General features: G+C 49.1%; 12 protein-coding genes and 1 riboswitch. Of the genes, 1 reads left to right on the top strand and 11 read right to left on the bottom strand.

What is annotated here, in order from left to right; genetic code table 11:
• Positions 1–101 precede the first annotated feature (101 nt).
• Positions 102–1,928 carry an ABC transporter substrate-binding protein gene (locus tag AC58VC_RS31490; RefSeq protein ID WP_497374797.1) on the bottom strand — a complete coding sequence of 609 codons (1,827 nt, stop codon included), beginning with the start codon at positions 1,926–1,928 and terminating at the stop codon, positions 102–104.
• A 184-nt stretch (positions 1,929–2,112) separates the two neighbouring features.
• Here AC58VC_RS31490 and AC58VC_RS31485 point away from each other — a divergent pair, with 184 nt between their 5' ends.
• Positions 2,113–3,390, top strand: coding sequence for an MFS transporter (locus AC58VC_RS31485; RefSeq protein ID WP_497374795.1), 1,278 nt, complete (start codon positions 2,113–2,115; stop codon positions 3,388–3,390).
• Positions 3,391–3,452: 62 nt separating this feature from the next.
• Here AC58VC_RS31485 and glyA read toward each other — a convergent pair whose 3' ends face one another.
• The 10 genes from glyA to ychF form a co-directional block, all read right to left on the bottom strand.
• Positions 3,453–4,703, bottom strand: coding sequence for a serine hydroxymethyltransferase (glyA, locus tag AC58VC_RS31480; RefSeq protein ID WP_497374793.1), 1,251 nt, complete (start codon positions 4,701–4,703; stop codon positions 3,453–3,455).
• 42 nt (positions 4,704–4,745) lie between these two features.
• Positions 4,746–5,351 carry a TIGR01440 family protein gene (locus AC58VC_RS31475; protein ID WP_497374791.1) on the bottom strand — a complete coding sequence of 202 codons (606 nt, stop codon included), beginning with the start codon at positions 5,349–5,351 and terminating at the stop codon, positions 4,746–4,748.
• Positions 5,352–5,362: 11 nt separating this feature from the next.
• On the bottom strand, positions 5,363–5,821 hold the full coding sequence (gene rpiB / locus AC58VC_RS31470) for a ribose 5-phosphate isomerase B (protein WP_497374789.1): 459 nt from the start codon (positions 5,819–5,821) through the stop codon (positions 5,363–5,365).
• A 103-nt stretch (positions 5,822–5,924) separates the two neighbouring features.
• A riboswitch (ZMP/ZTP riboswitch) is annotated at positions 5,925–6,005 on the bottom strand.
• 57 nt (positions 6,006–6,062) lie between these two features.
• Positions 6,063–6,665, bottom strand: coding sequence for a low molecular weight protein arginine phosphatase (locus tag AC58VC_RS31465; protein ID WP_497374787.1), 603 nt, complete (start codon positions 6,663–6,665; stop codon positions 6,063–6,065).
• Between the two features lie 99 nt (positions 6,666–6,764).
• Positions 6,765–7,325 (bottom strand): manganese efflux pump MntP, encoded by a 561-nt coding sequence (locus tag AC58VC_RS31460; RefSeq protein ID WP_497374785.1) that lies wholly within the window; start codon positions 7,323–7,325, stop codon positions 6,765–6,767.
• Between the two features lie 64 nt (positions 7,326–7,389).
• The gene (locus AC58VC_RS31455; RefSeq protein WP_497374783.1) at positions 7,390–8,457 is read right to left on the bottom strand and encodes an L-threonylcarbamoyladenylate synthase; all 1,068 of its coding nucleotides are present in this window, start codon (positions 8,455–8,457) and stop codon (positions 7,390–7,392) included.
• Between the two features lie 70 nt (positions 8,458–8,527).
• Positions 8,528–9,283, bottom strand: coding sequence for a stage II sporulation protein R (gene spoIIR / locus AC58VC_RS31450; protein ID WP_497374781.1), 756 nt, complete (start codon positions 9,281–9,283; stop codon positions 8,528–8,530).
• Positions 9,284–9,658: 375 nt separating this feature from the next.
• On the bottom strand, positions 9,659–10,546 hold the full coding sequence (prmC, locus tag AC58VC_RS31445; protein WP_497374779.1) for a peptide chain release factor N(5)-glutamine methyltransferase: 888 nt from the start codon (positions 10,544–10,546) through the stop codon (positions 9,659–9,661).
• On the bottom strand, positions 10,546–11,622 hold the full coding sequence (prfA, locus tag AC58VC_RS31440; protein ID WP_497374777.1) for a peptide chain release factor 1: 1,077 nt from the start codon (positions 11,620–11,622) through the stop codon (positions 10,546–10,548). The genes prmC and prfA overlap by 1 nt, the downstream gene beginning before the upstream one ends.
• Before the next feature lie 32 nt (positions 11,623–11,654).
• On the bottom strand, positions 11,655–12,755 hold the full coding sequence (gene ychF / locus AC58VC_RS31435) for a redox-regulated ATPase YchF (protein ID WP_477497984.1): 1,101 nt from the start codon (positions 12,753–12,755) through the stop codon (positions 11,655–11,657).
• Between the last annotated feature and the right edge of the window lie 19 nt (positions 12,756–12,774).

Below are 12,774 nucleotides of genomic sequence, written 5' to 3'. Positions count from 1 at the left end.
TGTTATCCAACTTATCCTCCGAAAAACCAAACCTACCATGAATATCCTTATTTACGCAAAAAACCGCCTGAGAGCATCTCCCAAGCGTTCTTGCATCTAATTTATTCTTCTACAGGACCAGGGTGGTACCAAATGTTTTTGAAGTCAAACCATCCGAGCGTATTGAACGTTATGCCTTGTAGATGAGGGCTGTACACCAATTGCTGCGTCGTATGCAAAAGGAATAAGACGGCGCAGTTTTTCGATACGAGATCTTGCATGCTGCGAATTCTTAGTAGACGCGTCTGGCTATCGGGCTCATTTTCAATGGCTGCAATGGTATCATCAAAAGTTTGTCGCTGCTCATCCGTTGCACAGACACGAACCGGCAGGCTGCCTACTTTATACATCTCGATTAGGCAGCGAGCCTCATCATCATCTGCAACAACTCCGCTTATGATGACATCGACCTCTAACAAGAGCGGCACCTTCGCCATTTGTTCAAAGGTATACAACTTCAGAACAACGGGAATGCCCACCTCTCGGCAGCGAGCTTGAATCCATTCGGCTTGGGGCTGGTTCTTCTGCGTGGATATCATGGTAATGGGTTCACCATTGTATCCACATTCTCTGAGCAGCTCCCTCGCGCGTTCTGGCTGATAATCATCGGGCTCAACCGTCGACGAGTCGGATGGCAGGAAATCAGCCGCAGGCCTCGCATGATAAAGACCTAGTTCCTTAATCAATCCGCATCGATTCAAGATAAGCTGAATGGCCTGACGGAATTCAAACGCTTGATGGGGACCATTCTTGCGAAAGTTGAACACAACTGTGCTGGATCCCAGCATCATCACTTCTTTTTTACACCAATGCGCGGGGGCAGGCTGTTTATAATGGTTAAGCTTCCCCATCTGGAAATTCAACTGCTGCCATCTACGGTCACTGACGTTATCCGGTACATAAAGCAGCTCGATCCGATCCAAATGAGCGCTCTCCTTGTAATAATCCTCGAAGGCTTCTAAAGTAATGCCTCCCGCATCGTGTCTCGTAATCCGAAATGGGCCTGTTCCAACGGGAAGCATACTAGCATCCGCTACCTTATTTGCACTGTAAACATCAGCAGGAACAATCGCTGCCTGGTAGGAACTAACATAATGTGGCAGCATATAATTAGGCGCAGTAAGCTCCATCCGAACTGTCAGCCGATCGACAGCGCGAATATCCTTCACAGATTTCAACAGCCAACGACTCGGTGAATCCTCTGTGCCCAGCGAACGAAGCCGATTGAATGAAAACACAACATCGTCCGCCGTCAGCTCCCGGCCATGATGGAATCTCACCCTTTTTCGCAAATAAAAAGTCCATACGGTCGCATCCGCATTGCATTCCCACTCATGAGCCAAGCCTGGCTCCAGGCTGCCGCAGATCGGATTGAAATAGAGCAGCGTGTCAAAGGCTTGCTTCACAAAATGGAGATCCCGTGAGAATAGCACATCGACAGGGTCAAGCGTCAGCACACGAATCTGCATCGGCAGCCGCAGAGTTTCAAGATATCCGGATTCACAGTTCCCTGTGTATCCGAAATAACTACCGAGCCAGGCAAGGAATCGATCCATCACACTCCCGTCCAAACCTTCCATTTGAAACAAACTCATCGCATTGTTCAAATTTCCCTGTTCAACATGAATTTTCGCTTCCGCCATCAGCACATCCTCAGCTGGAACCAGAAACCGAATCATCGAGCGGTGACCACGGCCTCGCCCTGGCGTCCAGACAATCCAACCCATTTCGGTCATTTTGCGAATCAAAATTTTCACATTGCGTTCCGTACAATACAGGTAGCCGGAAATTTCTTCAACGGAGACAGGCACGTCCATATACGTGTGGGGGATCTGTGAAACACGCATTATTGATGTTTTCAATTGCGCATATTGCAAGGCAAGCTGCATGAAAGTCCCCTCCTTTTACACGAATTACCAAAGAGTATAGTTCTGCCTTGCCATTTCGTCAACCGTCTGCAGATGGGATAAAAGGTGAAAGTTTTCCAAAGATCCGTACACTTTTTAACTCATGGTCATTTGTTATGATGGGTGAACACAGACGTTGACGATACGATGAAACAGGTGATGGCGCATGACATTCTTTCAATTCCACCCTAATGTGCGACTGCGCATTGCTCTGAGCTTTCTGACCAACATACTAAGCAATATGGTTATTCCATTCATGTCGATTTATTTTGCACGAACACTCGGCACAACGATAGCCGGCACAGCGACGACCATCTCCATTGCTGTCGCTCTAATCAGCGCAACGATTGGTGGTCACTACGCAGACCGAGTCGGCCGCAAGAAAATGATGCTAATTGGGGAAGGCGTTGCCCTTCTAGCCTATGTCATCATGACATTCGCCAATTCGCCGATCTGGCATTCGGCAGGGCTCACACTCATCATGACAGTGATCAGCACAGCCTCTTGGGGGCTTAGTAAGCCTGCTGTAGAAGCCATGCTGATTGATGTATCAGGACCTGATACGCGCAAAGCCATTTATCGGATCAATTATTGGTCCAACAATCTGGCCATTTCCGTCGCGGGGATGATCGGTGGTTTCTTCTTTAGCGACTATCTCTTTGAACTTCTGCTCGTTGCTAGCGTAATGTCACTAGTTGCGCTGCTGGTGACAGCCTTTTTCATGACAGAAACGATGCCAGCCGAAGTAATTAAGATCAATGATGACGGAGTCCAACCTTCAAGTCCTAAACAGATTTCAATGTACAATCGATATAAAGAAGTGCTGCGCGACCGCAGATTCCTTATCTATCTGATCTCCAGTGTACTTATCGTCTCAGTCGAAATGAATTTAAACGGCTATATCGGCATCCGGCTCGCTCAGGATATCCACCACACCCCTTGGTTTCCTGGTATGTCAGCTACCATCGATGGCCTCCCGCTCGTCGGCGTACTTCGTACGGAGAATACGCTTGCCGTTGTCTTGCTCTCCCTCTTTGTTGGCCGCCTGCTCAAGGGAAATTCCGACACCAGGATGATGCTGTTCGCCATGTTTCTTAACGTAGCCGGCTACACCTATCTTGTTTTCGGCAGCCAACCGATCATGCTTATGCTGCTAATGCTCATTGCCACTATAGGTGAACTGACCTATGTGCCATTAAAGCAATCGCTGCTTGTACAGCTTGTCCCTGACCACGCTCGCAGCTCCTATATGGCGCTCAGCAGCATGACGAATCGTGTTGCTATTATGCTTAGTGGACTGAATATGATCATCGGTGGTTTTCTACCATCCGGGGCAATGGCGCTATTCATTCTGTTGACCGGCATCGCCGGAATAGGCTTGATGGCATCCATTCTACCTAGCTTGAAGGAAGCGGAGCAAAAGGTGCATCCCGCGGCCGTGTAAAAAAATAAGGGCTGTATCCAAAGGTCGTTGATGACCTGCAGATACAGCCCTTTATATTTTGATTAATAAGTTAAGCCTTGGTAGAGCGGATATTGAGCTGTCAAATCTTTCACCATGCCGCGAGCTTTCTCAAGCACAGCTTCGTCTTTCGGGCTTTTCAATGTAAGTGCAATTACTTTCGCGATGGTTTGCATAGCTTCTTCATTCATACCGCGGGAAGTAACAGCCGGTGTACCTAAACGGATACCGCTAGTGATGAACGGGCTAGTTGGGTCAAAAGGAATCGCATTTTTGTTCGCCGTAATACCGATTTCATCAAGCACGTGCTCAGCGTCTTTACCTGTAATGTTCAGGTTACGCAGATCAATCAGCATCAAGTGGTTATCCGTACCGCCGGATACAAGGTTAATGCCTTCAGCTGTCAGTGCAGTCGCCAATGCTTGCGCGTTGTTGATGACGTTTTGGCCGTAAGTTTTGAATTCCGGTTGGAGAGCTTCACCGAAGGAAACGGCTTTTGCCGCAATTGTGTGCATCAAAGGACCACCTTGGGAACCAGGGAATACAGCTTTGTCAATCGCAGCCGCCCAAGCTTTGCGCGTAAGAATCATACCGCCGCGAGGACCGCGAAGCGTTTTGTGCGTTGTCGTTGTAACGAAATGTGCATGCGGCACTGGGTTAGGGTGCAAACCAGCTGCAACTAGTCCAGCAATATGCGCCATATCCACGAAGAACAATGCGCCTACATCGTTAGCGATGGAAGCTAGTGCTTCGAAATCGATCGTGCGCGGGTATGCACTTGCACCAGCAACAAGCATGCGAGGTTTATGTTTGAATGCTGCTTTACGAACATCGTCATAGTCGATGCGGAAATCCTTCTCACTAACGCCGTAAGCAACGAAGTTGTATAGAATACCGGAAGCATTAACAGGGCTGCCGTGTGTTAAGTGACCACCATGTGCCAGGTTCATACCCAGAACCGTGTCACCAGGGTTTAGAGCTGCCAAGTAAACAGCCATGTTCGCTTGCGCACCAGAGTGCGGTTGAACGTTCGCATGTTCAGCTCCGAAAAGCTCCTTCGCGCGGTCGCGAGCGATATCTTCTACGATGTCTACGTATTCGCAGCCGCCGTAGTATCTTTTGCCTGGGTAACCTTCAGCGTATTTGTTTGTCAGCACTGTACCCATCGCTTCAAGCACTGCTTCGCTTACGATGTTTTCAGATGCGATAAGCTCAATTTTGTCGCGTTGACGACCAAGCTCTAGATTCATTGCTTCTACGATTTTTGGATCTTGTTTACTTAGAAAGTTTGTCATATGGAATTCCTCCTAAAGGATAGTTTATATCTATAAGTTAACCTAGCAATCCGCATCTGGCGCGGCTTGCTGATAAAGCTGCTCGGCAGCCTCTGGTGTGTAGACAGCTCTTGTGCCGCCAATCAGCTTAGGTCGTGTAAACGCCATAGTCACATAAGCATGACCCATATTCCGCACGGGCGGCCGTGCAGGCACAGCAACCCTACGCAAATGCATCCCGATCAGCGTGCTGCCAATATCGATCCCAGCGTGTGCCTGAATGGTCTCAACGACAACAGGCTTCGCGAAGTGACGATACGCATATGAGGCCATTGAACCGCCGGCTTTTGGCACCGGAATGACCGACACAGGCTCAAGCTGAGGGGAGATCGCGAATAGATCTTCCTCAATGACAAGTGCGCGGTTCAAATGCTCGCAGCATTGAAAAGCCAGATGCAAACCGAACTCACGGCATATGCGCTGCGCTGTTTCAAAAATCGGCCGAGCTGCTTCCAGCGTACCCGATGTCCCAATCCGATGACCGAGTATTTCACTCGTGCTCGTACCAATGACCAGAATTTGTCCTGGCCTTAGATTGCCCACCTTAACCAACTCACGAAGATTTGCTTCCAAATCCTCTGCGATCGTGTGAAGTATGGAATTTGTCATGGTGGCCACCCTTATGGATGAATCGCGAAGCGATCTTCAATGCTTTGCAACTTGTTAATACGGTTCTGGTGACGAACACCTTGCGAAAACTCTGTTTCCAGCCAAATTTTCACGATTTCCTCGGCAACACCCGGTCCGATGACACGCTCGCCTAAAGCAAGTACATTCGTATCATTGTGCTCCCGTGTAGCTTTAGCAGAAAATAGATCGTGGACCAGCGCGCAACGGATACCTGGAACCTTATTCGCGGCGATCGACATCCCGATACCTGTTCCGCAGATCAGAATTCCCTTGTCAGCTTCGCCTGAGACCACATCGTCACAAACCTTCATCGCATAATCCGGATAATCAACGGAATCTGCAGAGCTGCACCCATAATCTATGACCTGATGGCCTAATGATTCAATAAAAGGAATGATAACATCTTTCAAACGGTAGCCTGCATGATCCGCACCTAAGGCAATTTTCATGAATAGAACGCTCCTTTGCTTGTTCGAATTCGACCATTCTATTATATCCCAAAGTCCACCAGAAAACGAAAAAAAGAGCGGACACGCTAGAAATAGCGCGTTGCTCTTTTGCCCAGGCGACCGGCCGTATAGCTCAATGCTCCATTGTGGTTACTCCCACTCGTCGCCAGTTACATTGAGTCTTGCTTGATAGATCCATCTTATCGCATTATACGCGAGGTGTAAAGATGTCTTACGCAAATCATTTCCCAGACTGCGGGTCATCTTTTCGCTCACGAAGTTTTTTAACCAATTTATCTAAACTCCCGCTAATTTCATTCGCCGTCTGCCGGTAAACCTCCAATGGGCCGCCGTAAGGGTCAGAAATATCGTAATCCGGAATTGAATCTTCAAGCAGATAAATCCGATTTCTCTCTTCGACTGTTATCGCTTGTGAAAGAGCTTGCTTAAGCTGAACTTCCGTCACCAGCTTCTCCCTTTCCTCAATTGCCTGAAGGATTCGATGATCGTCCTCTACATATTCTTTGAGTGTAAAAATCTTATCAATCGCACCCGGGAAGCGCTGGATAACCGTACGTTTATGCCCCATCGTCATGGTCAAAATGAGATCTGCCCACTTCACCTCAGACTCCTGAATGGCTAATGAACGAATAGACTCTTTGAACCCTGCTTCTTGTAGCAGCGCTGCACTATTTCGGGAGATCGGAGTGCCCGTCATCGCGGATACGCCAGCTGAACGAACTTCCGCCGCAAGTCCTTCTTGGTGCACCCTGATACGCAGCAAACCTTCGGCTAATGGACTGCGGCACGTATTTCCTGTACAGACAAATAGAATTCGCAACATGAGATCCTCCTAAGAACTTTCCGTAGGAAAGTTTTCTTCGTAAGCATAAGCTGAAACTTTCTAAGAAACATAGGCAGAGCCTGCCCCGCCTCTATTGTATCATAGCAAAAACTTGATCCCAAACGCGAGCAGAATAAGCCCGCCAAACGCTTCGCCATACTCGCCAACCCAGCCGTTCACCCGTCTGCCAACCAATAATCCAGCTACGGAGAGCAACGCGCCGAACAAACCAAATATAAGCACGGTTAACAGGATATCCGTCGCAAACATCCCTAGGGATACACCTACCGAGAACGAATCTATACTGACACTAAGCGCAAAAATCGTCAGCCCCCATAAGGACCTATGATCAAGAGAAGTTGCTTCCTCTCCTCTAATTGAACTATACACCATATGGGAACCCAAAAGAATGAGCAAACATCCGCCAGCTGCAGCAGCCACATTACCAAGGAGAAGCGAGACATATTGCCCCATGAAAATGCCCATTAATGGCATTATGATATGAAAAAGTCCAATCACCATGCTTATTTTAAAAATATCCACCAAGCGAATCCCCTTCATGCCGATACCGATTCCCAAGGAAAAAGCATCCAAACCCAAGGCTAACGCCATGATGAATATGGTGATTATTTGTCCAAATTCAACGCCATTTACGAGCATAAGTGCTGTCCCCCTTGTCCGCTTTCTTAACCAAGATATGCGGACAAACTGGGAATCATGCTAGCTAAACACGTACAAGCCGGTGACCGGCTGCCTTGCGCAGACGATTCATAATTGCCTGACCAATCCCTGTTTCTGGGCAGCCTTCTGCGACAATATACTGAATCCCTTGCTGGTCAAATTGCCTTAATGCGGCGTACAGCTCCTGAGCAATCGTTTCTGGTTCAGCTAACGAGCCACAGGGTATGACCAAATCAGCTTCAAACTGAGAGGCTCTCTCCTCAAAAGTAAGGATACCCGTCGATTCCCCGCGTTCTGTAGCGGCTTGAATGTCGCGCTGAATCCAAGCAGCCACCGCAGCTGCATCGTCTCCATATACGATATGCATGTATCCCTTCGGCGCATAATGCGTATACTTCATTCCCGGAGCACGGGGTGTTTCTGAAACTTGCACATCTTCCCGTTCAGCCTCATGAATGCGAATAGCTGGCAGCGTGGACTGCAGCTGCTCTGCCGTAACCCCGCCTGGACGTAAAATATACAGCCTGCCATCTACAAACTGAATCACCGTCGATTCAACACCAACGCCCGTCCCGCCGCCATCCACAATGCCTCCGATTCGACCATCAAGATCTTCTCGAACATGTGAAGCCAGCGTTGGACTCGGTCGGCCTGAGCTGTTGGCGCTTGGCGCTGCAATAGGAAGTTCTGCTTTGCGAAGAAGCTCTAGGGCCACAGGATGATCAGGTATACGAACGCCTACGGTCGTAAGACCGGCAGTCACCAACGACGAAATGCTACCTGTTTTCACAGGCAGCACAATAGTAAGAGGGCCAGGCCAGAAAGTCTCCATAAGCCTATAATGATCAAGCGTGACACTGCCAGGCTCAATAAGATCTGAGAGCTGCCCAGCATCCGCGATGTGAACGATCAGTGGATTATCCGATGGCCGTCCTTTCGCTGAGAAAATACGTTCTACCGCAGAGGTATTTGTAGCATCAGCACCAAGGCCATATACTGTTTCCGTTGGGAAAGCTACGGTGTCCCCGCTCCGCAGAAGCGCTGCGGCATCCAATATTTCTCCACCGCTGTCACTGACCCTATCCAGGTCAACTTTCCAGTATTTTGTCACGATCTATCATCCTTACTTCCAAAATGAATTGTAGGTATTAACTAAACAACGTATTAACTAAATCAAAATATTAGCTAAACCATGAAACGATTTTTTTAGTCATTTCCCAGATGAAAAATTTCACTTTGGGCTGTGAGTCTGCAGCAGCATCAGTAGTAGCATCAGCAATAGCAGGCTTCACTTGCTCTTCGGCGCTTACTTTCAACTCTTTGGCTTGTTTAACCGTTGGTTGAGCTACTTTACTGTCTTTTGTTTTTGCTGTTGGTGCAGGTGAAGTTTCTGTTTTGGCTACAACAGCGGCAGCTGCCACCGCTTCTCCTGAAACAGAATCTACAAAGCAAAGCGGTGGAAATAGCACACACCACCAATTCTGACCTTCCCCGCTGCCAATCGTGACGCGAAGCGCCTCATAATCACCTGCAGGATAAACTTCGTTACCGTACATTTTCGTTGGGAAAGGCACTTTGCCAAGTTCAACCGTATGCGTATAACGATACCCACGGGACTCAATCATTTGCCCGACAAGCGCATCGAACTCCGGCAAATGAGCCAATACCACCGCTCTTGCTTCATCCAAAGAGTGCGGTCCAACTACCCAGTCCTGCATACGCACAATAATCGCATCGCGAATTTCACGTTTCAGAGCTTGATCCTGTGCCGAATCAGAGTTTGCTAGAATACGCAAGCGAATCGATTCTTCCGGTATAGTAGGCGAAATAACCGCCGCATTCGTACGATTGGATTCCCAACTAGTTATCATAACAATAAGTGCAAAAGCCACGAATAATAAGTGCTTGAATGAATGACGATCCGTTCTTTTTACCATGAGGAAAAGCCCCTTTCCCTTCGCTTCTACTAGCCAGTATAGGCAAAAAGTGGAGAGGCTAAACCTAGCAATCTATTTAATTTTGGTAGAATTGATAGAGTTGTAATGATCTCAGGCAACCCAGGCCAGCCGTAAGGATGAAAAATAACGTTATTGCCATTTCGACGATTCGGCAGGAGACTTTAACGATGAAAAACATCGTTAAACCTACATGATTCCCTTGGAACAACCAGGAATCACTCCTGTAAGAGTGAAAAACAGCGTTACAGCTGCTTTTTGCGTTCGGACGGTGGCTTTAACGATGAAAAACATCGTTAAACCTAGGCACTTCCGTGGAGCGATCCGGCTACGGGGGATCAGAAGGAGCCAGTAGCCCTAGTGCTCCCGCGCCCGGATCGCGATCACGTGGCGATCAATCCCCTGGAGATCCGGCACGAACCGGATCTCCTCCCAATCAGCGGCGGCGCGCAGCATCGCCGCCACAGCCTCCGCCTGCCCGATGCCAACCTCGAACCCGACCACAGTCGGGATTCGCGGCAAGAGCGGCAGCTGCCCAACCATCCGGCGGTACAGGTCGAGTCCAAGGGCACCGCCGAATAAAGCCGTGTGCGGCTCGAACAGCCGCACCTCGGGCATCAGCGCCGGGAGCTCGCCATCAGGAATATACGGTGGGTTAGACACCAGTATATCTGGAGCGATCCGGCGCTCGATATAAGGCTCGAGGAGGTCACCCTCGAGCCACTCCACCCGTGCAGCCACGCCGTGGCGCTGCGCGTTCGAGCGAGCCATCTCCAGCGCTGCCGCGGAGATGTCGCTGGCAGCCACGCGCCAGTCAGGGCGCGCGTGAGCCACGGTCACCGGGATGATGCCACTCCCGGTGCCAACATCCGCAAGCAGCGGAGCGCCTTGCGGGAACAGACGCGAGCCCTCGTGGAGCAAAGCTTCCACGAGCAGCTCCGTCTCCGGCCGCGGAATCAGCACCGCCGGGCTAACCGCGAACGTAAGGCCATAGAAATCTTGCTCGCCGATAACATACTGTACCGGCTCACCCGCGGCCTTCCTCTCCACTAGCTGGCGCCAAGAGCCCTCCAGCTGGGCAGGAAACTGTTCCTGGAAGCGGAACAGCAGCTCCGTCCGACTGCAGCCGAGTAGGTGCTGCAGCAAAAGTTCCACACAAGAAGCAGCCTCAGCTACGCCCAGCTTCCCTAAAAAAGAAGAAGCCTCTACATAGGCTTCTCTAATTGTCTTCGAGGCAGTCGGCATCACATTGCCTGCTCCCCATTATCCAAAGCATCCGACTGCGCGGCAATCGTTAGCGCCGACACGATTTCTCCCATGTCACCGTTAAGCACTGTATCCAGTCGGTGAAGCGTCAAACCAATCCGGTGATCCGTAATCCGACTTTGAGGGAAGTTATACGTGCGAATTCGCTCCGAACGGTCACCTGTACCGACTTTGCTTTTACGCTCGCCTGAGTACTTCGCTTCCTCTTCCTCACGTATCTTATCGGAAATCCGTGCACGCAGTACGCGAAGCGCTTGCTCCTTATTAGAGTTTTGCGATTTGCCGTCCTGACATGTTGCAACAATCCCCGTAGGCACGTGCGTCACACGAACCGCTGATTTCGTTGTATTAACGGACTGACCGCCCGCTCCGCTCGAACAGAATGTATCTACACGGATATCCGAGTCATTAATAATGATCTCAACTTCTTCCGCTTCAGGCATCACAACAACTGTCGAAGTAGAGGTATGAATACGTCCGCCTGATTCAGTTACTGGAATACGCTGTACACGGTGCGCTCCGCTCTCAAACTTCAGCTTACTAAATGCGCCTTTTCCTGTGATCATGAAAATAATCTCTTTGAATCCGCCCAAATCGTTCACGGAAGCATCAAGAATTTCCGTTTTCCATCCTTGCCCGTCCGCATAGCGGGTATACATACGGTAAAGATCGCCTGCGAATAACGCAGCTTCATCGCCGCCTGCCGCTCCACGAATTTCAACGATGACGTTCTTGTCGTCATTCGGATCTTTTGGCATCATGAGCATTCTGAGTTGTTCTTCCAGACTAGCCGCTTGCTCGCTAAGCTCATCGATCTCCATTTTCACCATTTCACGCATTTCATCGTCCAGCTTTTCATTCTGCATCGCTTTCGCGTCTGCCAATTGCTCGCTCACGCTCTTATATTCATTATAAGCATCGTAGGCTTCCTGAAGATCAGATTGTTCCTTCGAATACTCTCTAAGCTTCTTTGTGTCACTCGTCACATCCGGGTCACACAGTAGCTCACTTAATTTATCATAGCGGTCCACAACGGACTGAAGTCGATCCAACATAAAGGATCACTCCTTTCTTTATTTTTTATTTATTAAACATTAAATCTGAAGTGCATAACGTCGCCGTCATTCACCACGTACTCTTTACCTTCCAGACGCACTTGCCCTTTTTCCTTCGCGCCATTCATGGAGCCAGCCGTTACCAAATCCGTATAAGATACAACCTCGGCACGAATAAATCCACGCTCGAAATCGGTATGAATTACGCCAGCCGCTTGAGGAGCTTTCGTTCCTTTACGGATCGTCCAAGCTCTAACTTCCTGCACCCCAGCTGTAAAATACGTATACAAGCCAAGCTTGCGATAAGCTGCTTTAATCAATCTATTCAAGCCGGACTCTTGAAGTCCCAACTCTTCGAGGAACATCGCTTTTTCTTCTTCTTCGAGCTCAGCAATCTCGGATTCCACCTTTGCGCTGATCGAAACAACTTCGTTGTTTTCTTTCTCCGCGTACTCCTTAACGATTTTGACGAATGGATTCTCATCTGCTGTGGATACTTCGTCTTCGCTCACGTTGGCTGCATAAAGAACAGGCTTCATTGTCAGCAAGTGAAGGTCGCGGACGAGCAGCTTCTCATCATCGCTCAAATCGATGCTACGCGCCGGCAGATCGTTATAAAGTGCTTCCTTGATGCGTTCCAGACACTCAACCTCGGCTACAACTTTCTTGTCGCCGCCTTTCAGGTTTTTGCGGGAGCGCTCGATCTTTTTCTCAACAGACTCAATGTCAGCCAAGATCAGTTCAAGATTAATCGTCTCGATATCGCCAATCGGGTCTACTTTACCGGAAACGTGAGTAATATTATCATCCTCAAAACAACGGACAACATGCACAATAGCATCCACTTCACGAATGTGTGCCAAAAATTTATTTCCAAGCCCTTCACCCTTGCTCGCGCCCTTCACCAAACCCGCAATATCAACGAATTCAAAGGCTGTCGGAACAATGCTTTTAGGGACAATCATCTCTACCAGCTTCTGCAATCTCTCGTCCGGTACTTCAACTACCCCAACATTCGGATCTATCGTACAGAACGGATAGTTTGCAGATTCTGCCCCCGCCTGTGTAATTGCATTAAACAATGTCGATTTTCCTACGTTCGGTAGACCGACGATACCTGCTTTCAAAGCCATCGTAGTTACAACTCCTTAA

This window comes from Paenibacillus sp. J22R67, assembly GCF_059692175.1.
The sequence above is the reverse complement of the archived record's forward strand: the minus strand, read 5'-3'. Positions and strand labels throughout refer to the sequence as shown.